At 40.0% G+C, this 24,452-nt stretch carries 24 protein-coding genes and 2 pseudogenes; 19 read left to right on the top strand and 7 right to left on the bottom strand.

Going from position 1 to position 24,452, the window contains the following annotated elements; all coding sequences use genetic code 11:
- Nucleotides 1-236: 236 nt before the first annotated feature.
- Nucleotides 237-1,001, top strand: a complete 765-nt coding sequence (fadH, locus tag LLY41_RS16055) for a 2,4-dienoyl-CoA reductase (protein ID WP_304585848.1) — start codon at nucleotides 237-239, stop codon at nucleotides 999-1,001.
- A 45-nt stretch (nucleotides 1,002-1,046) separates the two neighbouring features.
- Here fadH and LLY41_RS16050 read toward each other — a convergent pair whose 3' ends face one another.
- Nucleotides 1,047-1,829 carry a C39 family peptidase gene (locus LLY41_RS16050; protein ID WP_304585847.1) on the bottom strand — a complete coding sequence of 261 codons (783 nt, stop codon included), beginning with the start codon at nucleotides 1,827-1,829 and terminating at the stop codon, nucleotides 1,047-1,049.
- 197 nt (nucleotides 1,830-2,026) lie between these two features.
- Here LLY41_RS16050 and LLY41_RS16045 point away from each other — a divergent pair.
- The 3 genes and pseudogenes from LLY41_RS16045 to LLY41_RS16035 all read left to right on the top strand — a co-directional run bounded on the left by LLY41_RS16045 (nucleotide 2,027) and on the right by LLY41_RS16035 (nucleotide 4,515).
- Nucleotides 2,027-3,240 (top strand): annotated as a pseudogene (locus LLY41_RS16045) (EAL-associated domain-containing protein).
- Between the two features lie 76 nt (nucleotides 3,241-3,316).
- Nucleotides 3,317-3,556: a hypothetical protein gene (locus tag LLY41_RS16040; RefSeq protein ID WP_095244061.1), complete on the top strand. Its 240-nt coding sequence runs from the start codon at nucleotides 3,317-3,319 to the stop codon at nucleotides 3,554-3,556.
- A 257-nt stretch (nucleotides 3,557-3,813) separates the two neighbouring features.
- Nucleotides 3,814-4,515: a DUF3993 domain-containing protein gene (locus LLY41_RS16035; protein WP_095244062.1), complete on the top strand. Its 702-nt coding sequence runs from the start codon at nucleotides 3,814-3,816 to the stop codon at nucleotides 4,513-4,515.
- Nucleotides 4,516-4,553: 38 nt separating this feature from the next.
- Here LLY41_RS16035 and LLY41_RS16030 read toward each other — a convergent pair whose 3' ends face one another.
- Nucleotides 4,554-4,790, bottom strand: coding sequence for a glutaredoxin family protein (locus LLY41_RS16030; protein ID WP_304585846.1), 237 nt, complete (start codon nucleotides 4,788-4,790; stop codon nucleotides 4,554-4,556).
- A gap of 60 nt (nucleotides 4,791-4,850) precedes the next feature.
- Nucleotides 4,851-5,801: an MBL fold metallo-hydrolase gene (locus LLY41_RS16025; RefSeq protein ID WP_304585845.1), complete on the bottom strand. Its 951-nt coding sequence runs from the start codon at nucleotides 5,799-5,801 to the stop codon at nucleotides 4,851-4,853.
- A 183-nt stretch (nucleotides 5,802-5,984) separates the two neighbouring features.
- Between LLY41_RS16025 and LLY41_RS16020 the strand changes: the two genes are divergently transcribed.
- The 11 genes and pseudogenes from LLY41_RS16020 to LLY41_RS15970 all read left to right on the top strand — a co-directional run bounded on the left by LLY41_RS16020 (nucleotide 5,985) and on the right by LLY41_RS15970 (nucleotide 16,473).
- Nucleotides 5,985-6,221 carry a YkuJ family protein gene (locus LLY41_RS16020; RefSeq protein ID WP_035328567.1) on the top strand — a complete coding sequence of 79 codons (237 nt, stop codon included), beginning with the start codon at nucleotides 5,985-5,987 and terminating at the stop codon, nucleotides 6,219-6,221.
- Between the two features lie 79 nt (nucleotides 6,222-6,300).
- Nucleotides 6,301-6,450 carry a hypothetical protein gene (locus LLY41_RS16015; protein WP_304585844.1) on the top strand — a complete coding sequence of 50 codons (150 nt, stop codon included), beginning with the start codon at nucleotides 6,301-6,303 and terminating at the stop codon, nucleotides 6,448-6,450.
- Between the two features lie 48 nt (nucleotides 6,451-6,498).
- Nucleotides 6,499-6,642 (top strand): hypothetical protein, encoded by a 144-nt coding sequence (locus tag LLY41_RS16010; RefSeq protein ID WP_095244065.1) that lies wholly within the window; start codon nucleotides 6,499-6,501, stop codon nucleotides 6,640-6,642.
- Between the two features lie 71 nt (nucleotides 6,643-6,713).
- Nucleotides 6,714-7,159 (top strand): annotated as a pseudogene (gene cbpB, locus LLY41_RS16005) (cyclic-di-AMP-binding protein CbpB).
- A gap of 125 nt (nucleotides 7,160-7,284) precedes the next feature.
- Complete coding sequence (locus LLY41_RS16000) at nucleotides 7,285-8,784, top strand: MDR family MFS transporter (protein WP_304588047.1); 1,500 nt, start codon at nucleotides 7,285-7,287, stop codon at nucleotides 8,782-8,784.
- 144 nt (nucleotides 8,785-8,928) lie between these two features.
- Nucleotides 8,929-9,813, top strand: coding sequence for a transcriptional regulator CcpC (locus tag LLY41_RS15995; RefSeq protein WP_095244067.1), 885 nt, complete (start codon nucleotides 8,929-8,931; stop codon nucleotides 9,811-9,813).
- 101 nt (nucleotides 9,814-9,914) lie between these two features.
- On the top strand, nucleotides 9,915-10,625 hold the full coding sequence (dapD, locus tag LLY41_RS15990; protein ID WP_304585843.1) for a 2,3,4,5-tetrahydropyridine-2,6-dicarboxylate N-acetyltransferase: 711 nt from the start codon (nucleotides 9,915-9,917) through the stop codon (nucleotides 10,623-10,625).
- A gap of 110 nt (nucleotides 10,626-10,735) precedes the next feature.
- The gene (locus LLY41_RS15985; RefSeq protein ID WP_095244069.1) at nucleotides 10,736-11,860 is read left to right on the top strand and encodes an N-acetyldiaminopimelate deacetylase; all 1,125 of its coding nucleotides are present in this window, start codon (nucleotides 10,736-10,738) and stop codon (nucleotides 11,858-11,860) included.
- A gap of 235 nt (nucleotides 11,861-12,095) precedes the next feature.
- Nucleotides 12,096-13,850: an ABC transporter ATP-binding protein gene (locus LLY41_RS15980; protein ID WP_304585842.1), complete on the top strand. Its 1,755-nt coding sequence runs from the start codon at nucleotides 12,096-12,098 to the stop codon at nucleotides 13,848-13,850.
- An 11-nt stretch (nucleotides 13,851-13,861) separates the two neighbouring features.
- Nucleotides 13,862-15,685: an ABC transporter ATP-binding protein gene (locus tag LLY41_RS15975; RefSeq protein ID WP_304585841.1), complete on the top strand. Its 1,824-nt coding sequence runs from the start codon at nucleotides 13,862-13,864 to the stop codon at nucleotides 15,683-15,685.
- A gap of 128 nt (nucleotides 15,686-15,813) precedes the next feature.
- The gene (locus LLY41_RS15970; protein ID WP_095244072.1) at nucleotides 15,814-16,473 is read left to right on the top strand and encodes a potassium channel family protein; all 660 of its coding nucleotides are present in this window, start codon (nucleotides 15,814-15,816) and stop codon (nucleotides 16,471-16,473) included.
- A gap of 119 nt (nucleotides 16,474-16,592) precedes the next feature.
- Here the strand turns inward: LLY41_RS15970 and rnjA are convergent, their stop codons facing one another.
- Nucleotides 16,593-18,260: a ribonuclease J1 gene (rnjA, locus tag LLY41_RS15965; RefSeq protein ID WP_304585840.1), complete on the bottom strand. Its 1,668-nt coding sequence runs from the start codon at nucleotides 18,258-18,260 to the stop codon at nucleotides 16,593-16,595.
- Between the two features lie 3 nt (nucleotides 18,261-18,263).
- Nucleotides 18,264-18,476: a DNA-dependent RNA polymerase subunit epsilon gene (locus tag LLY41_RS15960; RefSeq protein WP_095244074.1), complete on the bottom strand. Its 213-nt coding sequence runs from the start codon at nucleotides 18,474-18,476 to the stop codon at nucleotides 18,264-18,266.
- Nucleotides 18,477-19,088: 612 nt separating this feature from the next.
- On the opposite strand from LLY41_RS15960, the gene LLY41_RS15955 reads away from it, so the two are divergent.
- Nucleotides 19,089-19,865, top strand: coding sequence for a Cof-type HAD-IIB family hydrolase (locus LLY41_RS15955; protein WP_304585839.1), 777 nt, complete (start codon nucleotides 19,089-19,091; stop codon nucleotides 19,863-19,865).
- A gap of 67 nt (nucleotides 19,866-19,932) precedes the next feature.
- On the opposite strand, the gene def is transcribed toward LLY41_RS15955, so the two are convergent.
- Nucleotides 19,933-20,484 (bottom strand): peptide deformylase, encoded by a 552-nt coding sequence (gene def / locus LLY41_RS15950; protein WP_304585838.1) that lies wholly within the window; start codon nucleotides 20,482-20,484, stop codon nucleotides 19,933-19,935.
- Nucleotides 20,485-20,658: 174 nt separating this feature from the next.
- Nucleotides 20,659-20,793 carry a YjcZ family sporulation protein gene (locus tag LLY41_RS15945; RefSeq protein WP_081757237.1) on the bottom strand — a complete coding sequence of 45 codons (135 nt, stop codon included), beginning with the start codon at nucleotides 20,791-20,793 and terminating at the stop codon, nucleotides 20,659-20,661.
- Nucleotides 20,794-21,056: 263 nt separating this feature from the next.
- Here LLY41_RS15945 and LLY41_RS15940 point away from each other — a divergent pair, with 263 nt between their 5' ends.
- The 3 genes from LLY41_RS15940 to LLY41_RS15930 all read left to right on the top strand — a co-directional run bounded on the left by LLY41_RS15940 (nucleotide 21,057) and on the right by LLY41_RS15930 (nucleotide 24,418).
- Complete coding sequence (locus tag LLY41_RS15940; protein WP_095244077.1) at nucleotides 21,057-21,725, top strand: YkyA family protein; 669 nt, start codon at nucleotides 21,057-21,059, stop codon at nucleotides 21,723-21,725.
- A gap of 596 nt (nucleotides 21,726-22,321) precedes the next feature.
- Nucleotides 22,322-23,437 carry a pyruvate dehydrogenase (acetyl-transferring) E1 component subunit alpha gene (gene pdhA / locus LLY41_RS15935; RefSeq protein ID WP_095244079.1) on the top strand — a complete coding sequence of 372 codons (1,116 nt, stop codon included), beginning with the start codon at nucleotides 22,322-22,324 and terminating at the stop codon, nucleotides 23,435-23,437.
- A gap of 3 nt (nucleotides 23,438-23,440) precedes the next feature.
- Entirely contained in the window at nucleotides 23,441-24,418 is a 978-nt protein-coding gene (locus LLY41_RS15930; RefSeq protein ID WP_095244080.1) for an alpha-ketoacid dehydrogenase subunit beta, read from the top strand.
- The last annotated feature ends 34 nt before the right edge of the window (nucleotides 24,419-24,452 follow it).

Here is a 24,452-nt window from a genome sequence, read left to right as displayed (position 1 = left end):
CTATCTTTTAATAATTTTTTCTGGAGTCAGCATGAGAATAGAGATATCGCCTTCTCATTACAGTATCTTTAATACTATCAAACTATCCTATTAAAAAGAAGAATTAACTATGCTTGTTTTTTTATCCTTCATTCTCCTTAAATTAATTTATTTATTTGTAAATAATAATTCGAAAATTCTATAATTAATGGTAAAATGTAAATGAATGATCATTCATTTTTGAGAGGGGAAATAGGATGAAGAACAAAACAGTCATTGTTACTGGCGGTTCAAGCGGCATGGGGAAGTTTATGGCAAAGAGGTTTGCAGAAGCCGGTGCCAATGTGGTGATAACAGGAAGAAACCCGGAACGCCTGGAGGCAGCAAAAGCTGAAATTGAAACAACCAATGGACAAGTTTTGACCATTCAAATGGATGTCCGTGAGATTGAACATGTTAAACATATGCTTCATGAAACGCTGCGTACATTTGGGCAAGTTGATTTCCTCGTTAATAATGCAGCAGGAAATTTTATATGCCCTGCAGAGCAGCTGAGTGCAAATGGATGGAATTCTGTTATTAATATTGTCCTGAATGGAACCTTTTATTGTTCAAGCGAAGTTGGTAAATACTGGATTGAAAAGGGGATTAAGGGAAGCATAATCAATATGGTGGCTACATATGCATGGGACGCCGGAGCAGGGGTCATACACTCGGCTGCAGCAAAAGCAGGAGTATTATCCATGACAAGAACATTGGCTGTCGAATGGGGAAGAAAATATGGTATCAGGGTAAATGCTATAGCTCCAGGTCCAATTGAAAGGACTGGGGGGGCTGACAGGCTGTGGGAATCGGAGGAAGCTGCAAAAAGGACACTTCAAAGTGTACCGCTTGGCAGGCTTGGAAAGCCGGAGGAAATTGCCGAATTGGCCTTCTTCCTTTTCTCGGAGCATGCAGGTTATATTAATGGGGAGTGCATCACAATGGATGGCGGCCAGTGGCTGAAACAGTTTCCGTTTTAATGCTTATAAAAGCCGGCTGATTTGTTTTCAGCCGGCTGGCATATTCTATTGATAGCTTACAGCTCTCGACTGCAATGCTTTCCATGATGAAATAAATCGTTCTTTTGAAACTTTCACCTGTTTTTTCCCTGAGAGGGGGTCGTTTAGAAAAACAAACTGATCATCATACCCTACCAATACGACTGCATGAAGATCTAATGGAGTTTTAATGGTTTTGCCGGAGTGCATCCAGGATTCCCAGCGGTCAGGAAGCCTATAATCTCCTGTCGTCCAGACGACAGCAGGATATCCTTTGGAAACATGCATGAGAACTGCATTAAAATCCCTGCCGGTTAAATTAACGGCTCTTCCTGGCAGGTATTTATTCACCAATTCTTCAATTGGTTTATCGAAAACTGCGTATCCGGCATTTCTCCCTGTCATATCTCCCACAAATCCTTCTGCAGGATTACCCCATTTTAAAATATCACCTTTTGCGCGAATCAGCGGATCATTATCTTTTTTTACTGCATTGTACAAATCCATTTTCCCGACTTGGACACCTGCATGCTGCAGAACCATTGTCAGGCTGGTTACTTCACATCCATACTTCAATTCGGGATTTTGTCTGATTAGTGGAACATCAATCATGACAGATCGGTTTTTAACACCCGTAGTGGCTTCCGCATTTCGGGCTGTTATTTTCTGCTGGTCCTTATTTGCGTTGATTGGTATTTGGGCAGTCAGCTCTCTTGAATCCATGCCTGTCTCTTGTACAGGACTGGCCGGTTCTGAATGTCCACAGCCAAGCAAAGGAATAAGAAGGGATATAAATAGGAAGTTCCTCATGAAATACCCTCTTTCTCTTGATGTCCTGATATTAGCTTGTGGAGTATAACACTGCAATATGATGCAAAGCTTTTGCCAAACAATCATTTTTCATCAAGAAGTGGAAGCTATATTTTGAATAGTAAAAGTTTTAAACGAATATGGTATAATAACTCATTAATCGCAGTTTCACTTTATCTACATAGGGAGGCTAGGACATGGATGCATTGGATATCCTTACAGATTTGGATAATGTATTTCCCTATTTCCAGCCAATATTCAGTGCAGATGAGCATCGTGTCATTGGTTATGAGGTATTAGGCCGATATAAAGGGTCTGATGGGGTTATCAGTCTGGGGCCATTCTTCCAGGATGAGAATATTCCTGAAGAGTTCCGGATTGAGGTTGATTATGAAATATTAAAAAAGGCTTTAGGCATGGCGCAGCATCTAGAGAAAGATATTCTGATTTTTATAAATAGAGATGCTGACCTGCTCATGTATAATGATGGGGAACAATTTTTAAATACCCTTCAGGAATATGAAAAAAGGGCATAAGCCTTGACCGGATTGTACTGGAAATTACCGAAGGGAACTACAAAGGCGATATTGACCACCTGGATCATCTTTTAAATTATTACAGGACCTACGGAATCAAGTTAGCAATAGATAAACTTGGAAATGAAAGCAGTCATCTCGATCGAATCGGACTATTGGCTCCTGACATTTTAAAGGTGGATCTGGAGTCCATGAAATCCAATGCATCTGCTTATAATTTTAATGATATCCTTTATTCCTTATCCATGCTTGCCAGGAAAATTGGAGCTAGCCTGCTTTTTGAAAATATTGAAATGGTTTACCAGCTTCAATATGCCTGGAAAAATGGAGGCCGTTACTATCAGGGATATTATTTGCAAAAACCTGCAGAAAATTTTCCGGACAGAGATATTTTAAAGGAAAAGTTACGAAACGAATTCCATAGGTTTATTGTGCATGAAAAGAAAAAATTGGAGTCATTGTATCAGGTTACACTTGAGTTCAATGAAAAGCTGATTGATTATGTAAATAAAAATAAAAAAATTACTGTATATGAAGAAACCTTGGAGCAGATCGCCCTTCTTTTGGACGGGGCTGCTTTTCGCCTGTATATCTGCGATGAAGACGGATTTCAGAAATCTGCGAATTACTTCAAAAGGGATGGAGGATGGCTAACCCAAAAGGACTATCTTCATAAAAATTGGAGCTGGCGTCCGTATTTCCTTGAAAATATAATGAAAATGCGAATAAATAAAAAAGGGATCCTCTCTGATTTATATACCGATATTGAGACAGGTGAAACCATAAGGACTTTTTCCTTCCCTCTTAATGCCAGTGATTACTTATTTGTGGATTTATCGTATGAATATTTATATGAGCATGATGGGTTATTATAAACATTAGATTTTAAGTATAAACACTCATGGTTTGAGGAATTGTAAGTGTAGAACTTTCCTCAAGGAGAGATTAACCATGAGCATGTACACATTGATCATACTACTGATCGGACTTGGGATACTTGTATATTCCTTAGTTTACACTTTGTTTATTGGAAAAGAACGAAAGGCAGTAAAGGGCGATATCGATTCAGAACTGCCGGATAATGTTCAAAAGCATGCATATATTAGAAATCCTATTTTTTTAACTTATGCCATCTGCTTTGGAATCCTACTTGTCATGATTATTTATTTTGCACTTACTTGGACTTGGTGAAGCCCCTCCACTGGAGGGGTTTTTTTATGTGAAAAAAATGGAATTGATCAATTTACAATATTTACATCCAAATTACTTTGGGGCTTTTCTATCTGCTGCGTTAATTCTTTGTCAATACGGGTAGATTCTTAACAAGAAAAGAATTTTTCTGTCAAAACGCACAAGAATTTGGAGAACGAAAGCAAGTATCAGGAAATTTATTTGCTGGTAAAATTGAAGGTACAAACTTAGTGATCGATAAAGAAAGGGAGAGTGGAATGTACAAGCACCTAACAGGAATTATTATCACAATTGCAGTCATGATCGCAGCGATTCCTTCTCATACTTATGCGGAGGGAAATACTAATAAAGAAGAGGTATACGAATTCCTGCAGAATGCTTTTCAAGCCCAGGTTGAGCTTAGCGGGGAAGAGCGAAGCATGAATGAAGTGGAAGAATTGCTTGACCCATATTTTTTTGAAGAAGCTAAAAATCAGTTTCTGAAAGAAAATCTTATTTCAGAAAAAGGCAAATACTTTACCCTTGGAGGAGATGCAGCCGCATACTACATTCCATTTTTCACGTATTCAGATAATACAAAAGTTGTTGAAGAAAACGGTAAAGTATATGTGTATGAATATTTTCAGGAAAACCATGAAGGACCTGTGGGCTATGAGAGTCATTATGAGGGAATCTTGCTGGAAGAACGAGGCGGGAATATGAAAGTCGCCAAATTCCTGGGTGAAAATATTCCCGGGAAAATAATAAACAAAGGTGAGGACGGGCAAGAAGCGGCCAAGCAAACCTCTTTTAAAACTCCTGATACAAATTGGCTAAATAAGCCTTCCTATCAATTAGGATTCCTGTTAAATCCATTTGATGCCATGTTTCGGTCAGGAAGCATGCTTTTAACAGATAATCAAAGTATAATTGGTTTATTTGAACAGCAGGATCTGAACGGACAGCTGGCAGCCAATTAAAAGAGCTTAAAAGCTTAACGGGCTTTTAAGCTCTTTTTTTATTCTTTTCCCAGAGCTGATTTAAGTTTTTCCAGGTCAAATCCCCTAATGACGGTGTCCCCGATAACCACAGTTGGCGTGGAAAAGGAGCCGAACTGCTTTGTCAGCTCTTTATGTGCAGCGGCATCTTTTTTTATGTCTTTAATTGTATAGGCATATCCATTCTCATTCAAAAACATCTTTGTGATTTCACAGGGCGGACAATCCGGCTGTGTATATAAAACAATTTCTTCCAATGTTTGTATCCTCCCTGTCTTTTGTTACTCTATCATAAAGCAGGATCATCCAGCAGGCAATCAGTTTGCTTTATGCAGGTAATCAATCAATCCCATCGAACAGACAGCGATGTCTATAGAAAGAATTTCGTATACAGGATGGTCAGATGGGACGCCTTTGCCATCAAGATAAGTTTTAACTTTCTCTTCGAGGATGGCTTGTGCTGCGTGTGTCTGTTGATTTATAGAACCGCCTCCTGATACCGAAGCTTCACCAGCATTCATGAAAATCTTAAGCCAGTCCTTTATTTGCCTGTAGACTTCTTTAGGGTTTGAGCTCATGCCGTAATGGCCAAAGAAAATAAATTCAAGGTCCATTTTTTCGTACATGTCAATGGATTCGAGCATTTTGACTGGACTGAATTGGTTTGGTGAAGTCGAGGGCAGATACAATTCAATCCCAAGCTCTTTCAACTGCGGATAAAATACACCGGCAGTATCTCCCGTAAACATTCCATTTAAGGCAGGGTGAAAGATACTGAAGTGGTGATTGGCGTGTCCGGGCGAATGATAAAATTTCAGAGTGCAAATTGGACCTATTTCAAGCTCTTCCTCATGTTCTTTAGTGATAATCTTCTCCTCTGGAACAGGCAATATTGGATTAAACAGTCCATCGAATTGATCACCATAAACGGCTTTTGCACCGGCAATCAAGCGTGAAGGGTCTGCTAAGTGCCTGGCACCTTTCGGGTGGACTATTACCTTTGCGTTTGGACAATGGGTTAATAATACGCCTGTGCCGCCGGCATGATCAAGATGAATATGTGTCAGGATGATATAATCAACTTCCTCCGGTGTAAAGTGAAGCTGGCTGAGTCCTTCCAAAATGTAGGGGATTGAGGGACTGGCAGAGGTTTCAATCAAAGTCAGCTTTTGTTCTGTTAAAACATAGGTACCGGTACGTTTTTCCAATGAAAGGTCATAATCGTCAATTAAATATAGGTTTTCGGCCAATTTTTCAGGTTTTGCCAAAAAAAATCACGTCCTTTATAAAGCTTTTGCTTGTACAAACACCTTACAATATTTTATTCTGTTAATATTGGTATGTAAAGCATCGAGCTTGAATATTCTGAATTTATTTCTTTAGGATAGAAACATGCCAAAAGAGAAACCTAAATGTGAATTCTGGGTTTTGTTTTGGAAAGGAGAGAGAGCATGTCACAGCTTCAAGGTATATTAACACGCTTAAAAAGCTTACAGGAACAAGCAACAGGCGGAGAGCCAATGCAAAGATTTTTCGAGGTGAATGGTGAAAGAAAATGCCAGGTAACTTTTCATCCGAAAAATGAAACATTTGAGCTGGAAGTATATAACGATAAAGAAAAGCCAAAAAGATATCAATTCGACAACATTGATATGATCACAATCGAAATTTTCGATTTGATTCAATAATTCACCACATACATAAGGGGCCTCTTGGCCTCTTTTCTTATATGTGCTTTTATAATAAATCAATTGCCAGAGGTGTGAAATGTATTACCTGCTCATGATTATGCTGTTTTTTACTGTTCTGCTTTTGCTTGCAGATTTAATTAATACAAAAGGAGAAGTAATACGGATCAGGAAAACTCTTGAAGAAATGAAAGAAATTTTAAAAGACAATAAAGGCTCGAAAAATTAGGTATTGAGAACAATAAGCAGTATATGATCTAAATTGAGGTGAAGCAGAATGATGCCAACTGTAAAATGTCCGGGCTGCAGGGCAGAAAAAGAAATTGATGCTGTATTAACTGCACAATCAAATCAAAATGTTATTTTTCACTGTCCTGACTGCGGCTATGAAGTTAAAGACATTCAAACCAGTAAAGGATAATAGGCGCAAAATGCCGAAGACTGTGATAAAATGGTTAAGAAGTATAACTAATTTTTGAGGAGTTTTCGGTGATGATCAGTCTTCATAGCGAGGAATTTTTAGAATTTAACATTAGTGATTTCATGATTCCTTCTGAACGGGTAGCACATGTGCAGGTTGGCAATAGCCTTGAGCATGCCCTCTTAGTACTAACGAAAAGCGGATATACAGCAATTCCTGTACTGGACCCTCAATATAAGCTGCAGGGCTTAATCAGCACACCCATTATTATGGATTCCATTCTTGGTCTCGAGCGGATTGAGTTTGAGCAGCTGGAGAAAAAAGGGTTGAAGAGGCTATGAACGCAAATATTCCAAGGCTTGATGCTGAATCTTCTATCCAGCAATCGATCGCGCTATTAGTTGACCATCCATTTATTTGTGTTGAAAACAAGGAAGGCTATTTTGAGGGAATACTTACCCGCAGAACAGTATTGGATCAACTAAACAAACATATCAGACGATTAAATAAACAATAAAAATCAGCTCCCCGCAGTGGGAGCTTGCTTTATTTTCAATGATGAGTATTCAGACCGGTTTATGGCCGTTATTTTCGGATTTATTCATGGAGGGGAAATACTTGAGCCAAACTTTACATAAAAAAATGCCTCAAGGTAAGAGGAAAGTGACAAAAAAGCCTTTTGTGCTGGCTTCAGTAATGCTTGCCATGTTTATGGGGGCCATTGAGGCGACCATAGTGTCAACCGCGATGCCTGCCATTGTCGGGGATTTAGGCGGATTTGCTTTATATAGCTGGGTGTTTTCAGCATATCTGTTAATGAATGCTGTGACTGTTTTGATTTACGGCAAGCTTTCTGACTTATTTGGGCGGAAGCCCGTTTTAACGTTCGGGATTATCATCTTTTTAATTGGTTCCATTTTATGCGGTTTTGCGGAATCAATGACTGCACTGATCATTTTCAGGTTAATCCAGGGTTTTGGTGCCGGAGCCGTCATGCCGATTGCAACAACCATTGTCGGAGATATTTATACAAAAGAGGAAAGGGCACAGGTGCAGGGTTATTTATCAAGCGTTTGGGGAGTTTCAGCTATCATGGGCCCGGCAATAGGCGGACTGCTGGTTGAATTCGTCAGCTGGCGGTATGTTTTTTGGGTTAACATTCCGCTTGGCATCATGGCTATTGCAGGTTTGTGGCTTTTCCTCCATGAAAATGTGGAAAGGAAAAAACACCAGATCGATTATGCCGGAGCTGTGCTATTAACTGTTTCCATTTCATCTCTCATGTTTGTGCTTGTGGAGGGAGGAACAAATTGGGCATGGAATTCCATTGAAGCCATCAGCCTATTATCGGTCAGTGTAATTGCCTTTATTTTATTTATCCTGCAGGAAAAAAAAGCTGCAGAACCAATGATGCCTTTTAATATATGGAAGGAGAAGCCGATATTAATTGCCAATTTGGCTTCCTTGACCACTGGTGTCATGCTTATAGGGATTTCAAGTTTTCTGCCTGCATTTGTACAGGGTGTCATGGAAAGATCTCCGATAGTAGCCGGCTTTACACTTACCACGATGTCTATTGGATGGCCGATTGCTTCTGCAGCGGCAGGCAAGCTGCTTTTAAAAATTGGTTTTAGAAGTACATCTGTCATAGGCGGAGTGTTTTTGATAGCGGGGAGTATTATGTTTGTTACCCTCACTCCCGAAGCGGGACCCGTATGGGCAGCAGCGGGGAGCTTTCTGGTCGGGGCAGGCATGGGCTTAACCACTACAGCTTTTATTGTATCCATTCAGAGTACAGTGGAATGGAATCAAAGGGGTATTGCCACTGCTGCCAATATGTTTATGAGAAATCTGGGCAACACCATAGGAGCAGCCTTGCTTGGCGGAATTTTAAACAGTCAGATCAAATCATATATACAGAAGAATGGTGAAGGCATAGACGCCAGCTTATCGTTAGATTCAGCAAATGTATTATTAAATGAAGGTGCGAGAAACAGCATGGATGCGGGAATAAAGGAAATTCTGCAGAATGGCCTTACCGTTTCACTTCATTCGGTGTATTATGCAGTACTCTTATTTGCCGTGATAAGCTTCTTATTGGTCATTGCACTGCCAAAACATGAAAAGGAAATCGCCGATTAGGCGCATGTAAATCTCTGCATTTATCGTGCAGAGATTTTTTATGCTTCACTCCTGGAACTTTGTCTCCAAACCATCATCGATGATAAAGAAATTTAAAAGTAATTAAGATATACTATAAGAAAAAGTTATGAAGGGAAGATGTTTATGTCTTCACTTACAGAATTTCATCTTTTATCGGTGCTGGCACAGGAAATGAATATGAGAAAAGCGGCTGAGCGTTTATTTGTATCGCAGCCGGCGCTTTCACAGCGCCTTGTGAATATTGAAAAGGAATGGGGGAACAAGCTATTCCTCCGCTCCCAAAAGGGACTGTCTCTGACACCGGCAGGAGAAATTGTTATTCAATTCGTAAATGAAGTTCTGGCCAAAGAAGAAAAAGTGAGGGAGTCAATTAATGCCCTCAATTCGGAGGTTCATGGAACGTTAAAAATTGCAGTTGCTTCAATTGTCGGACAGAATTGGCTTCCACAGGTCCTTAAAAAGTTTGTCAGCCGCTATCCCCAGGCAAAAATTTCTCTGATCACCGGCTGGAGCAGTGAAATATTAAAATCTCTTTATGATGATCAGGTTCATATTGGAATTATCAGAGGGACTCCGGATTGGAAAGGGATTAAAATCCCTTTATTTAAGGACAGTCTTTATCTGGTTGACACAGAAATTACAAGACCGGAGCAGGTTCTTGAAACAGACCGGCCATTTATTCAATTTAAGAGTGATTCAAACTATTATCAGGAAATTCAGGACTGGTGGCTGCGGCAGTTCAAAACTTCTCCAAAAAGGACAATAGTAGTTGACCAAATTGAAACATGCAAGCAAATGACTTTCAATGGAATAGGGTACGCCATTCTCCCGGCCATTACGCTGAATGGTGCAGAGAAAAATATTTTCAAGATTCCGCTGCTTGATGAAAATAATTTGCCAATTAAGCGTGATACGTGGCTCCTGGGGTACGAATCTGCCTTTCAGCTCAAGCAGGTGCAGGCATTTGTTGAGTTAATAAAGGAGCATATTGAAGAAGAAAGACAATGATCTTCCGTTTTCTTATCCCTAGTTATTTTTCTTGTTTTCAGCGCTTTTGTTTGTTAAAGTAATCCTAGTTGCAATGTTATACATAGAGGAGGATTTTTATTATGAAAATGATGGATGCAAATGAGATTATTTCTTTTATCCAGAACAGCACAAAATCCACACCTGTAAAGGTTTATATTAAAGGTGAATTAGAAGGAATCGTCTTCGGAGCCTCTGCAAAGGCCTTTATAAACGGCAGCACCGGGGTTGTGTTTGGTGAATGGTCTGAAATTAGCCAGGCAATTGAAGCAAACCAGTCAAAAATTGAAGATTATGTGATTGAAAATGACCGCAGAAACTCAGCGATTCCATTGCTTGATATGAAAAATATTAAAGCGCGCATTGAGCCGGGTGCCATCATCCGTGACCAGGTAGAAATCGGCGATAACGCTGTAATCATGATGGGTGCTTCCATTAATATCGGATCAGTGATTGGTGAAGGCACAATGATTGACATGAATGTTGTCCTTGGCGGAAGAGCTACAGTCGGCAAGAACTGTCATATTGGAGCAGGAACTGTATTGGCCGGCGTTATTGAGCCTCCTTCAGCAAAACCAGTCGTTGTAGAAGATGATGTAGTTATCGGAGCCAATGCGGTTGTACTCGAAGGTGTAACCGTCGGTAAGGGAGCTGTAGTTGCTGCAGGTGCTATTGTCATTGATGATGTGCCGCCATATACAGTGGTTGCAGGTACACCAGCTCGTGTGATTAAAGAGATTGATGAAAAAACTAAGTCCAAAACAGAAATTAAGCAAGAACTTCGCCAATTATAATAGTTTAAAAAGCGTGGATCTCGATCCGCGCTTTTTCTAAAGGATTAATTTATGATTGCTATTGTGTGAAGAAATATATAAGGGCATTTTTAACAAGGGGGAAGCTAGTTTTGGTCACAAACAATCCATTCGTTTTATTACGGCGGGAGCTGCATAAAATACCGGAGTTAGGGTTCCGTGAATTTAAAACACAGCAGTTTCTGTTAGATTACCTGTATTCTCTCCCTCAGGACAATTTGGAAATTAAAACTTGGAAAACGGGTATTTTTGTAAAAATCAGCGGAAGTAATCCTTCCAGGATGATTGGGTATCGTGCTGATATAGATGGCCTCCCAATTACAGAGGAGACAGGCCTGCCGTTTAAATCAGAGCATAGTGAGCAAATGCATGCCTGTGGACATGATTTTCATATGTCAATTGCACTTGGCTTAATAACGAAATTCATAGAAGAACGCATTAACGATGATTTGCTGTTTATTTTTCAGCCAGCTGAAGAAGGGCCTGGCGGGGCAGAACCCATGCTTAAATCTGACATAATGAAAGAATGGAAGCCTGATATGATATTGGCCCTGCATATTGCTCCGGAATATCCTGTCGGAACAATCGCATTGAGGGAAGGCTTGCTTTTTGCAAATACTTCGGAGCTATTTATTGATTTAAAGGGAAAAGGGGGACATGCCGCATATCCGCATAATACCAATGATATGATCGTGGCAGCATGTACCCTGGTCAGCCAGCTTCAATCCATCATTTCGAGGAACGTGGATCCCCTGGACAGCGCAGTCGTTACAATTGGAAAAATAACAGGTGGCACTGTTCAAAACATCATAGCTGAAAAAGCAAGGCTTGAAGGTACCATTCGCACTCTGTCTCCTGAATCAATGAAGAAGGTAAAAAGCAGAATTCAGGCACTTGTTAAAGGAATTGAAGTTGGGTATGAATGTGAAGCTTCCATCGACTATGGCAGCATGTATCATCAGGTTTACAATGAGGAGATCTTAACAAGAGAATTTATGGAGTTTGTCCGTTCCAGTACAGACATCAGCGTGGTTGAATGCCGTGAAGCCATGACAGGTGAGGACTTTGGCTATATGCTTGAAGAAATTCCGGGGTTCATGTTTTGGCTTGGGGTCGATTCAGAATATGGACTTCATCATGCCAGGCTGAATCCAAATGAAAATGCAATTGAAACCGCAATTGAATTGATTGCAGCATATTTAAAGTATAAAGGTTAATGCACTTTACAAAGCTGATTTCAAAGATTCCATTTAGGGTCTATGAAATCAGCTTTTTGCTTGGAATTTATACGCGCAGCATGGAGAGGCATACATATTTGGAAAATCATTGATTGATTTCAAAAAAAGTGCAAAATCAAACAAAAAGGGGTGGAAAAATACTTCGAAACTCGATATATTTAATATTACGTTCTAACTTTTCTAATTTTTCCGCAAACTAAAAGGGGGAATGCAGATGGAAACATTTAAAAAGTTAAAGCAATATTATTGGCCATTTAAACATTACTTTATTTGGTCCATATTTTTTCTGTTTATTGTGACAGCAATAACGGTTGTGTACCCAATGATCCTGCAGGTGACAATTGATGAAGTGGTCATTGGAGGGAATTATGGGTGGATCCCATATTTGGCTTTAGGTTTCATTGCCATAATGGCCGTAAAGGGGGCAGCGACTTATATTCATCAGTACACCGGTGATTTATTTGGAATCACATCGGTTTATAAGCTTAGAAATGTACTTTATGAAAAGCTGCAGTTTCTGCCTTTTAGATATTATGACAATGCCAAAACAGGCGATTTAATGTCCCGGCTGACTGCAGATGTCGAGGGATTCCGGTTCTTTCTTTCATTCGGATTTTCTGAACTCATTCGTTTTGGTTTATTGATCCTCATCAGTATGTCAGTTATGTTTTATTATTCTATTCCGCTGGCTATTGTCACACTGATTACGCTGCCTTTTCTGGTGGTAGTCACCTTTAGATTTGACAAAGCTGTACATCCCGCATTCCGGGGCATCCGAAAATCATTCGGGCACCTGAATACAAAGGTTCAAGAGAATATAAGCGGAATTAATACTGTGAAATCATTATCCCGGGAAGATTTTGAGATTAATAAATTCAATGACTCTAACAGTGATTATAAGGATAAATATCTTTTTACATCTGATATTTGGGCCAAATATTTTCCCTTAATGGAGTTTTTGGGCAATTTAAGTGTTGTACTGCTTCTGGCTTACGGCGGATATCTTGTTATGGCAGGCAGTTTGAAGCCAGGGGAACTTGTCGCTTTTTATAGCCTTGTCTGGTATATTATGTGGCCAATTATGAACCTGGGCTTCATCGTTAACCTATTTTCACAATCAAAAGCCTCCGGAGAGCGGCTCATTGAGATCCTGGAAGCAGATAATGAGATTGAGGATGCTGATACATGTCTAAAGGCAGAGCGTTTGCATGGTGATGTCGAATTCCGCAATGTTACCCTGAGGTACTCCAAGGATGTCAATGAAGCATTATCGGATATTTCATTTCATGCTGAGCCAGGAAAGGTGATTGGGTTAATCGGCTCTACAGGATCTGGGAAAACGAGCTTAACGCAGCTTATGACAAGATTTTACGAGCCGGTTGAAGGGGATGTAATGATTGATGGGGTAAATGTGCAGGAATACTCTCTTCAGTCTCTGAGAAGAAACATCAGCTTTGTTCTTCAGGAATCTTTTTTGTTTTCTTCTTCGATTAAAGCGAATATTGCATTTGGGAAGCCTGATTCAACCATGGAGGAAATTATTGAAGCTGCCAAACGTGCACAGGCTCATGAATTTATCATGGAGCTTCCTGGTCAATACGATACTGTTCTTGGCGAGAGGGGCATGGGGCTATCAGGCGGCCAGAAACAAAGGATTGCGATAGCAAGGGCAATTTGTGCAGATCCCAGCATTTTAGTTCTGGATGATGCAACAAGTGCTGTGGATATGGAAACCGAATTCAGAATACAAAAAGCTTTGAAGGAAGTAATGGCTGATCGAACTACGTTTATCATTGCCCATCGGATTTCATCCCTTAAGCATGCAGATGAAATACTTGTACTTGAGAACGGGAAAGTGGCTGAGCGAGGGACACATGAAAAGCTGCTAAAAAATAATGGCCCATATCAGCGGATTTACGATATTCAATATCAGGACCGGGATAAGGTTCTCCAATCAAATGCAGGCTAGGAGGTGCGTCCTTGAAAAAAAATAAATCGAAAAATGACAATGTGTTAAACAGGTTCCAATACTCTGCTGACGAAGTAATCGAAAAGCCATTTAACTGGAAGCAGATGCTGCGCTTATTCAGTTATATGGAACCTTACAGGAAAAATTTACTCCCGCTCTCTATTATTATGGTATTAATTAATACAGCAGTCAGGCTGATCATTCCTATCCTAATCGGTGTGTATACATTAGATAAAGCGCTAATTGAAAAGGACGGAAAGTTGCTTGCTGTCCTTGTATCTTTGATTGCAGGCCTTTACACGATTTCATATGCTGCAAATTATTTCAGGATTAAATGGATGAATAAGCTCGGCCAAAGTGTTATTTATGATCTTCGAAAACATTTATTTACACACGTACAGACGCTTTCACATCGTTTTTTTGATCAGCGTTCGGCAGGTTCCATACTGGTGAGAATCATGAATGACATTAATTCGCTTCAGGAGCTTTTTACAAATGGAGTTATTAATCTTCTAATGGATTTGATCATGCTGGCAGGGATTTTTATTATTTTATTTACACTAAGTCCTGAACTGACTCTGGCAATAATGATCATCCTGCCCATCATGTTTTTTATTTCAACCAGTTTGCGGAGAAATATCCGCAGGTCCTGGCAAACTGTCCGGTTAAAACAATCCAAATTGAATTCTCACTTAAATGAGAGCATTCAGGGGATAAGGATTACCCAGTCTTTTACACAGGAAAAAGAGAATATGGCATTCTTTGATGGTGTGAATACAGAGAACTTTGAAAGCTGGAGGGTTGCCTCCCAGAAAAACGCTATGTTCAGGCCGCTGGTTGAAGTGACCAATGCCCTGGGTACCGCTGTACTGATTTGGTTTGGGGCCCATCTGATTCAAACCGGATCAATATCGATCGGCATATTTGTTTCTTTTGCCTTTTATTTAGGGATGTTTTGGGAGCCTATTTCCCGGCTTGGAATGGTATATAACCAGCTGCTCATGGGTATGGCTTCCTCTGAAAGAATTTTTGAATTTCTTGATGAGAAACCAATCGTATCTGAAAGGGAAAATGCTGTGAATTTGCAGGAGATAGAAGGCAAGATAGAATTTGAGAATGTCACTTTTTCTTACGATGAAAAAAGAACAGCCTTAAATGGAGTTTCCCTTGAGATAAAAGCAGGGCAGACAGCAGCGCTTGTCGGTCATACAGGATCTGGAAAAACAACGATAGCGAACTTAATCAGCCGTTTTTATGATCCCACAGGAGGTACTGTAAAAATAGATGGCTATGATTTACAGGATGTTTCTTTATCAAGTTTGCGCAAGCAAATCAGTGTCGTTCTTCAGGATACTTTCATATTTTCCGGCACAATCTGCGATAACATCCGTTTTGGCAGGCCTGATGCAACGGATGAAGAAGTAGTGGAAGCAGCCAAAGCTGTCGGTGCACATGGGTTCATTGATAAACTTTCAAATGGATATGAAACTGAAGTGGAGGAGAGAGGGAATATTTTATCGGTTGGAGAGAGGCAGCTGCTCTCCTTTGCCCGCGCCTTGCTTGCAGACCCGCGTATTCTTATACTTGATGAAGCTACTGCCAGTATCGATACAGAGACAGAGATGAAGATCCAGCAGGCATTAAAGACACTTTTGAAGGGCAGAACGGCCATAATTATCGCACACAGGCTGTCGACGATCCGGGAATCCGATCAAATCTTTGTGCTCGATCATGGAAATATTTTAGAGCAGGGGAATCATAACGAATTGATGAATGCAAAAGGTGAATATTTTCATTTGGTTAAGGCACAATTCAATATGCTTGAAGCAATTTAATGAACAAAATAAAACCTCCTGGCGGAGGTTTTATTTTGTCAGGGGAAGTAAGGTCTAATAGCTTTACTGCTGTTTGTGCTATTATGGTATTATTGTCTATATTGCTAACTTTGCTGGAGGAAGATAGGATGAAGAAAGAATTTGCTGTTATCGGACTTGGACGTTTTGGAGGAAGCATCTGCCATACTCTGGCTGAAGAAGGCATGGAAGTTATGGCGATTGATGTAAATGAAGACCGTGTGAACGAATTTGCAAGAGTTGCTTCGCATGCAGTAGTTGGCGATACCACGGACGAATCTGTTATCAAGAGTTTGGGAATACGTAATTTTGACCATGTTATTGTGGCGATTGGCGATAATATTCAGGCCTCTATCCTGACAACCTTAATTTTAAAAGAGGTAGGAGTTAATAAGATCACGGTTAAAGCGCAAAATGATTATCACGCTAAGGTATTGAGGAAAATAGGGGCAGATCAGGTTGTTCATCCTGAAAGGGATATGGGCAGAAGGATTGCCCATAGTATCGTATCAAATAATGTACTGGATTATCTGGAGCTCTCTGATGAGCATAGCATAGTAGAAATCGTGGCTAATGAAAAACTTGCCGGCCACAGTATTATTGATCTCGATATCCGGGCAAAATACGGAATCAACATTGTAGCAATTAAAAGAAAAAATGAAATTATCGTATCTCCGCAGGCGAATGAAAAAATACAATTTGACGATATTCTTATTGTTATTGGAGCAGACGTAGATATCAACCGCTTTGAAAAGAAAGTGATGTCATAATCAGAAAAAGGCTGTATCGCTCATGTGAGCGGTACAGCCTTTTTATCTGTATATATTTATAGATCCGTATATCCCGTAAAACAGGGTCTTTCCGTTATGGAATATACGCCTTAGGTCTTTTAAACTTCCATGATAATCGGCAAAATCATTGGACGGCGCTTGGTTTTTTCATAAAGGAAAGGTGCAAGCGTGTCGGTAATTTCATTCTTGATTTCTGACCATTGTGTTGTCCTGCGTTCCATAACCTTGCTTAAGTGTTTTGTGATGAGTGACTGTGCGTCATTGATTAAATCTCCAGATTCCCTCATATAGACGAATCCGCGGGAAATTAAGTCAGGTCCTGCAGCAATTTTGAAATCCTTCATATTGATGCTCACCACGACAACCACTAAACCTTCTTCAGAAAGAATGCGGCGGTCCCGTAAAACAATATTTCCGATATCACCGATTCCGCTTCCATCAATATAAACAGACCCAGACGGGATTTTTCCGGCTACCTGAGCAGAATCATCGCTGAGAGCCAGAACTTCACCATTATCCATGATAAAGCAGTTTTCTGCCTCAACTCCACAATCTACAGCCAATTTGGCATGCATTTTCTGCATTCTGTATTCACCGTGAATCGGCATGAAGAATTTTGGCTTTATTAAGCGAAGCATAAGTTTCTGTTCTTCCTGGCCGCCATGACCGGAAGTGTGAATATCGCTTAATTTACCATAAATGACTTCTGCGCCTGCGCGGGAAAGTCTGTCAATCGTTCTGCTGACACTAATTGTGTTTCCTGGAATAGGTGAAGAAGAGAATACAACCGTGTCGCCAGGAATGATCTGTATCTGGCGATGCGTTCCATTGGCAATTCTTGAAAGGGCAGCCATCGGCTCTCCCTGGCTTCCTGTACAAAGAATTGTTACCTGGTTGGCTGGAAGTCTGTTAATTTGATGTGCATCAATAAAAGTATCTTTTGGTGCCTGTATATATCCTAATTCCTGTCCAATATTTATGGCTGCTTCCATACTTCTGCCAAAGACAGCAATTTTTCTGCCATTTGTAACGGCTGCTTCAGTCACCTGCTGAAGACGGTGGATGTTGGAAGCGAAAGTGGCAAAAATAACCCGTCCTTCGACTTTTCTGAATATGTCATGAATGCTGTCGCCGACTCTGCGTTCAGACATGGTGAATTCAGGTATTTCACTGTTTGTGCTGTCAGAAAGCAGGCAAAGTACGCCTTCTTTACCGATTTCAGCCATTTTCGTCAGGTTAGCCGGCTCTCCTACAGGGGTGAAATCAAATTTGAAGTCCCCGGTGTGAACAACTTGTCCAGGAGGTGTTTTGACAACGATTCCATATGAATCAGGAATACTATGAGTGGTTCTGAAAAAAGTCACGGATGTTTTTCTGAATTTAATGATATCGTCTTCCTTGATTTCATGAAGAGTCGTCTGTCTTAACAGTCCGTGTTCTTCAAGTTTATTTCTCAGGAGCCCCAGAGCAAGTTTTCCGCCGTAAACCGGGATGTTAACTTCTCTTAGAAGATATGGAATTCCTCCAATATGGTCTTCATGGCCGTGAGTGATAAATAACCCTTTTATTTTATCTTCGTTTTTAACTAAATAAGTGTAATCAGGAATAACATAATCGATTCCAAGAAGTTCGTCTTCAGGAAATTTAATTCCGGCATCAATCAGGATAATTTCATCCTGGAATTGCACAGCGTAAGTGTTTTTCCCGATTTCGCCAAGTCCGCCCAGGGCAAAAACGGCTGTTTGATCATTTTTAACAAATTTCATAAATTACTCAATCTCCAATACTTTAAAGTCTTCACTTTGTTTTTCATATTCCAGGAAATCTCCCTGAACAGATGCTACAAATTCAATATTATAGTTGCGGTCAGCAAGCTTTTTGCGAACGTCTCTTTCAGAATCGCCTTCCACAAAAATAGTTTTTGTTTTTTCTCTAACCGGTACCTCTGTCTTGGAATCCTGATAATATACCTTGAAAATCATTACTATCTCTCCTTAATCCGATAAAAAACTTTTATCTAATATATAAAATAATAACATGTATTACATGTTTTTTCCTGCGGGATATGAATATTAATTCTTCTTAATGCCAAGACGCTTCCGAATCTATGTAAAAAGTATACTAATAACCAATTTACAATAAGGAAGGAGCCCTTCGCAAGTTTGAAGGGCTCAAATTTGTCAGGCAATAGATTTTTTTCGAAGCATTTCATTCCACTGTTTTAAAAGCTTTTTTCTCAGCTTCTTTAACATAGTGGATCAACTCCTTACTTTCTATTTTAAACGATCCTTGTCCAAAGTAAAGGCAGCAAGGACGTTTTCACACGTTTTTTGTAATTAATGTAGTTTTTTTGAAGCTGTTCAGCTCCACCGGGCTGCTTTTTTTAATCTGCGTCCTTTGCGGGCAAGGAGATTCCGCTTTTCTTAATTATATTATATGGTAAAATAAATGAATTTATCGTGGGTAAAAATGGAAAATGCTATTCTTTTTAGCAATTGAAATTGACTTTTTCACTTTATGGGTTTAGTGTTTTATTACGATAAAATATGTAATGAAAGCCAGCAGAATATTGCTTGAAAGGAAGATTGTTTTATATGAAAAAGATTGTTTTCTTTGATATAGATGGGACCTTGTTGGATCACGAAAAAAATTTACCGGATAGTACGAAAGAGGCAATAGAAAAGCTGAAAAAGAACGGGACCTTTGTGGCGATTGCTACCGGCAGAGCTCCTTTCATGTATGAGAACCTGCGCAATGAACTAGATATTGATTCATTTGTAAGCTTTAATGGCCAATATGTCGTATTTGAAAACGAGCCGATATACCGTAATCCTTTAAAAACGGCTGAAATTGAAAAGCTATATAGGCATGCACAGTCAAACGGACATCCATTAGTGTTTATGAATGAGAAAACAATGAAAGCCTCAGTATCCCATCATCCATTTATAGAGGAAAGCATGGGAAGCTTAAAGTTCCCCCTTCCTGAGGAAGACCGGGAGTTTTACAGCGGAAGGGAATTATATCAATCACTGCTGTTCTGCGAGAAAGAAGATGAGGAAAACTATATTTCTTCATCTGCATATCCTGACTTTGGCTTTATCAGATGGCACCCATATTCCGTAGATGTATTGCCTGCTGGCGGGTCTAAAGCTGAAGGGATCAAGCAAATGATTAAAAGACTCGGATTTGATTTGAAGGATGTATATGCCTTTGGAGATGGGCTTAACGATATAGAGATGCTGAATGCTGTCGGAACAGGGATAGCAATGGGCAACGCAGAAGAAGTGGTAAAGAAGGCAGCAGATCGCGTAACATCAGGAGTTGACCAGGAAGGTATCTGGAAGGGATTAAAGGAGCTCGAATTAATATAGCAGCGAAAAAGCCTCCGGTTTCATAGCTGGAGGCTTTCTTTTGTAATCCTGTGAATGCATCGGCATTCTAGCGTTCTACAGCAATGGCATTTTCGATTGGCTCAAAAGGATTTTGTTTGTTTATGTGATCATAAAACATGATTCCGTTTAAATGATCAATCTCGTGCTGGAAGACAATCGCAGGCAGACCTTTCAGCTTGAGTTTTACTTCATTGCCATCCAGGTCAATGCCTTTAACAGTAACTTTTGAATATCTGGGCACAAAACCGGGTATGGATTCATCAACAGACAGACAGCCTTCTCCTGCAGCCAGATAAGACCGCTGGACAGAATGGCTGATGATCTTAGGGTTGAAGAATGCATAACTGAACAACTCGCCGTTATAGGTTACATGGACAGCAATCATCCTTTTGGAAATATTAATTTGAGGAGCAGCTAATCCAATGCCTGCCCTTAATCCATATTTAGCAGCAAGCTCTGGATTCTGGCTGTTTTTTACATAGTCCATCATTTCCCTCAGTATCTGTTTTTCTTCTGGAGATGGAGGCATGTTTACTTCCGCGGCAATTTTCCTTAATGTTGGGTGGCCATCGCGTATAATATCTTGCATGCTCAGCATGGTTATCACTCCCGCTATGTAATAAAGATTAAAAAAATGGCTAAATTATTGGCAAGAAGACCATCTGCATAGCAAAAGGTTTGCCAGGTTTACGTTAATATTAATATATTCAGTCTATCAGAGAGGCGGAAAAAAGTTAATAAGAGAAGGCGCTTTTGGCACCTTCTCAAGTAATTAAAACTTCCAGCAAGCGCAGCCAACTATGATTAAGAGAATGAATAATACTACAATTAACGCAAAGCCTCTGCCGCAGCCGGCACCCGCTACTGGATAACCGCATCCATAACCGTATCCGCCATATCCGTACATGAAGGATAACCTCCCTAAAGTAAGATTATCGTCCATCTTTTTTCCTTGCCACATCGGACGATTAATATAGCCTATGTTTTATATGATGAATGGTGTAGGCCTATGCCCAAGTCATAAAGGAAAAATGCAGCGAATAAATTTTAAATACACTTCTAAAAAGGACAAATTGTGAACTGTTGTGAAAAGTGTCAAACCAAAGGGCTATTGTCAAACAGGGCGGGTACCTTTATAGTTAAAAATGTTATTAGTAAGGAGGTTTCAACGTGTCAATTTTGAACAAAAGCAGACTGTTGCTTGTTTTTATAATCTTGGCTATCTTCCTCTCAGGCTGTATGAACAAGCCAAAACCAGAGGAAAAAGTGTATGATGTTCTGGAAAATGTAGTTGAAAAAGAAAAGGACTTTGAAAAGCAGCAGGAACCGCTGGTAAAACTGGAGAAAAGAGAAAAGGAATTATACGATAAAATTATCAACCTGGGAATGAAGGACTTCGAGGAAATTAAGAAGCTGTCTGACGAGGCTTCCTCGATTGTGGATAAGCGGAAAAATCATATGGAGAAAGAGCAGGAAAGCATCCAGGCATCCAAAAAGGAATTTGAATCTTTATCTCCTATAATAGAGGATATAGAGAGTCAAAAGCTGAAAGATAAAGCTAAAAAACTGCAAGAAATTATGATGGAAAGATATAAAATACATGACACTCTTTATGAGGACTATTCCAAAGCGCTTAAACTGGATAAAGAGCTGTACGCAATGTTTAAAAAGGAAGACCTTACTCTCGAGCAGCTTGAAAATCAAATTAACGAAATAAATGAAATGTATGAAAAGATCCTGTCTTCAAATAAGCATTTCAATGAAAAAACAAAAGAGTATAATGAAGCAAAACTGGATTTCTATAAAGAAGCAGGGCTCGAAATAAATACAAAAGAATAATATTAATGCCGGCATGTAAATGCGCGGCATTTTTTGATTTTTGGGCTTTTAATGCGTATGGAGACATCGGGTCATTATGAATCCGCTTATTTAAATTTATGCAGGCGTCTTTATTTCAAAATAATGAGAGGTGAAATTTCTTTACTATAACACATGAAAATATAATAGTTTTTTATAATACAGATAGGGTGCAGGCGTTAATACAGTTATGGAATTTGATATAGAATATAAAAAGTATGGTAACTGTAAAAAACAAAAAGCAAGGTAATTGACGAAGGTCCTGAAGGTGTATTAAACTAAATCTCGTAAGTATTTCTGTATCAATTTTGTTGCAAAATAAACTGATACAGAATATGATAGTTAAAGATGAACAGAAAGACGTTTTTTTAGAAGTGATCTGTGGAACACTAGTTGTAAGTATGCATATGGCAGAAAAGAACGTTCTGCTATTTAGAGATGCTAATAAAAACATGCCTGGAAAAGTACTTTTTTGCTTTTTGAAAGAGTATCTAATATGGCTTCGTTTTGGGTAACCTAAATTTTGTGTATAAAAACTCTTAATTAACGTCTTTTTATGAAAGGAAAGGGTGACTGATATGGCTTCTAAAACAAAGAAGGCACAATTCGATGCGAAAAAACAGCTCGAAACAGTTGAAGAACAGTTCCAAACTCTACAAATTTTAAATGAAGAAGGCAAGGTTGTTAATGATTCAGCAATGCCTGACTTAAGCGATGAACAGCTTCAGGAATTAATGCGACGCATGGTTTATACCCGCATTCTTGATCAGCGTTCTATTTCACTTAACAGACAAGGCCGTTTGGGCTTCTATGCTCCTACTGCCGGACAGGAAGCTTCTCAGCTTGCATCTCATTTTGCGCTGGAGAAGGAAGACTTCATTCTTCCAGGTTATCGTGATGTGCCTCAAATCATTTGGCATGGCCTTCCGTTATACCAGGCTTTCCTATGGTCCCGCGGGCACTTCGAAGGCGGAAATATGCCTGAAGGTGTAAATGTTATTTCACCTCAGATTATCATTGGAGCACAATATATTCAGACTGCAGGGGTTGCCCTTGGCATGAAAAAGCGCGGCGAAAAGAAAGTTGCCATCACTTATACTGGCGACGGCGGTGCTTCACAAGGTGACTTCTATGAAGGCATCAACTTTGCAGGAGCATTTAAAGCACCTGCTATCTTTATTGTGCAAAATAACCGTTTTGCAATCTCTACTCCTGTTGAAAAACAATCAGCAGCTAAAACAATTGCTCAAAAGGCAGTGGCGGCCGGTATTCCAGGAATTCAGGTTGATGGCATGGATCCGCTTGCTGTATATGCAGCTGTTCGCGAAGCCCGTGAACGTGCACTTAATGGTGAAGGTCCTACATTAATCGAAACGCTGACATATCGTTACGGACCGCACACAATGGCTGGAGACGATCCAACCCGCTACCGTACTTCTGACCTTGATAATGAATGGGAAAAGAAAGATCCTCTTGTTCGTTTCCGCAAATTCCTTGAAGACAAAGGAATCTGGAATGAAGATATGGAAAACGAAGTAATTGAACAAGCAAAAGAAGATATTAAAGAAGCTATTAAAAAGGCTGATGAGACACCTAAGCAAAAAGTTACTGACCTTATGAACATCATGTATGAAGAAATGCCTTACAACCTAAAAGAACAGTATGAAATATACAAAGAAAAGGAGTCGAAGTAAGCCATGGCGCAAATGACAATGATTCAGGCAATTACTGATGCTCTTCGCACAGAATTGCGCAACGATCCGAATGTATTGGTATTCGGTGAAGATGTGGGCGTTAACGGCGGCGTTTTCCGTGCTACCGAAGGCCTTCAAAAAGAATTTGGCGAAGAGCGTGTATTTGATACACCGCTGGCTGAATCCGGAATTGGCGGTCTGGCTGTCGGTCTTGGTTTACAAGGCTTCCGTCCGGTACCTGAGATCCAATTCTTTGGATTCGTTTATGAAGTAATGGATTCGATTTCCGGTCAGCTGGCACGTATGCGTTACCGTTCCGGCGGAAGATATAATTCACCGGTTACGATCCGTTCGCCATTCGGAGGAGGGGTACATACTCCTGAAATGCACGCTGACAGCCTTGAAGGTTTAATGGCGCAGCAGCCTGGACTAAAGGTTGTTATTCCGTCAACTCCTTATGATGCAAAAGGGCTTCTTATCTCAGCAATCCGCGATAACGATCCTGTTATCTTCCTTGAGCATATGAAGTTGTATCGTTCTTTCCGCCAGGAAGTACCTGAAGAGGAATATACCATTCCGCTTGGCAAAGCAGAGGTTAAACGTGAGGGTTCAGACCTGACAATCGTTACTTACGGGGCAATGGTCCATGAGTCTTTAAAAGCGGCTGAAGAACTTGAAAAAGAAGGGAAATCTGCCGAAGTTATCGACTTGCGTACTGTCGCACCTCTTGATATTGAAACAATTATTGCTTCTGTTGAAAAGACAGGAAGAGCGATTGTTGTTCAGGAAGCACAAAAACAAGCTGGTATTGCAGCAAGTGTAGTGGCAGAAATCAATGATCGTGCAATTCTTAGTCTGGAAGCACCAGTTCTGCGTGTAGCTGCACCAGATACGGTATTTGCTTTCCCGCAGGCTGAAACAGTTTGGCTTCCAAACTATAAAGATGTAATTGAAACAGCTAAAAAAGTACTTGAATTTTAATTGAATAACTAATGACACAAGGGGGAAAATATCC

The sequence above is a fragment of the Cytobacillus firmus genome (assembly GCF_023612095.1).
In the GTDB taxonomy this organism is placed as follows: Bacteria; Bacillota; Bacilli; order Bacillales; family Cytobacillaceae; genus Cytobacillus.
Note: the sequence above shows the minus strand (reverse complement) of the source record. Positions and strands in the feature narration are given on the sequence as shown.

Coding starts and splice junctions, on each gene's coding strand:
- fadH (WP_304585848.1), top strand. CDS start 237: ATGAAGAACAAAACAGTCATTGTTACTGGCGGTTCAAGCGGCATGGGG.
- LLY41_RS16050 (WP_304585847.1), bottom strand. CDS start 1,829: ATGAGGAACTTCCTATTTATATCCCTTCTTATTCCTTTGCTTGGCTGT.
- LLY41_RS16040 (WP_095244061.1), top strand. CDS start 3,317: ATGAGCATGTACACATTGATCATACTACTGATCGGACTTGGGATACTT.
- LLY41_RS16035 (WP_095244062.1), top strand. CDS start 3,814: ATGTACAAGCACCTAACAGGAATTATTATCACAATTGCAGTCATGATC.
- LLY41_RS16020 (WP_035328567.1), top strand. CDS start 5,985: ATGTCACAGCTTCAAGGTATATTAACACGCTTAAAAAGCTTACAGGAA.
- LLY41_RS16015 (WP_304585844.1), top strand. CDS start 6,301: ATGTATTACCTGCTCATGATTATGCTGTTTTTTACTGTTCTGCTTTTG.
- LLY41_RS16010 (WP_095244065.1), top strand. CDS start 6,499: ATGATGCCAACTGTAAAATGTCCGGGCTGCAGGGCAGAAAAAGAAATT.
- LLY41_RS16000 (WP_304588047.1), top strand. CDS start 7,285: ATGCCTCAAGGTAAGAGGAAAGTGACAAAAAAGCCTTTTGTGCTGGCT.
- LLY41_RS15995 (WP_095244067.1), top strand. CDS start 8,929: ATGTCTTCACTTACAGAATTTCATCTTTTATCGGTGCTGGCACAGGAA.
- dapD (WP_304585843.1), top strand. CDS start 9,915: ATGAAAATGATGGATGCAAATGAGATTATTTCTTTTATCCAGAACAGC.
- LLY41_RS15980 (WP_304585842.1), top strand. CDS start 12,096: ATGGAAACATTTAAAAAGTTAAAGCAATATTATTGGCCATTTAAACAT.
- LLY41_RS15970 (WP_095244072.1), top strand. CDS start 15,814: ATGAAGAAAGAATTTGCTGTTATCGGACTTGGACGTTTTGGAGGAAGC.
- rnjA (WP_304585840.1), bottom strand. CDS start 18,260: ATGAAATTTGTTAAAAATGATCAAACAGCCGTTTTTGCCCTGGGCGGA.
- LLY41_RS15960 (WP_095244074.1), bottom strand. CDS start 18,476: ATGATTTTCAAGGTATATTATCAGGATTCCAAGACAGAGGTACCGGTT.
- LLY41_RS15955 (WP_304585839.1), top strand. CDS start 19,089: ATGAAAAAGATTGTTTTCTTTGATATAGATGGGACCTTGTTGGATCAC.
- def (WP_304585838.1), bottom strand. CDS start 20,484: ATGCTGAGCATGCAAGATATTATACGCGATGGCCACCCAACATTAAGG.
- LLY41_RS15945 (WP_081757237.1), bottom strand. CDS start 20,793: ATGTACGGATATGGCGGATACGGTTATGGATGCGGTTATCCAGTAGCG.
- pdhA (WP_095244079.1), top strand. CDS start 22,322: ATGGCTTCTAAAACAAAGAAGGCACAATTCGATGCGAAAAAACAGCTC.
- LLY41_RS15930 (WP_095244080.1), top strand. CDS start 23,441: ATGGCGCAAATGACAATGATTCAGGCAATTACTGATGCTCTTCGCACA.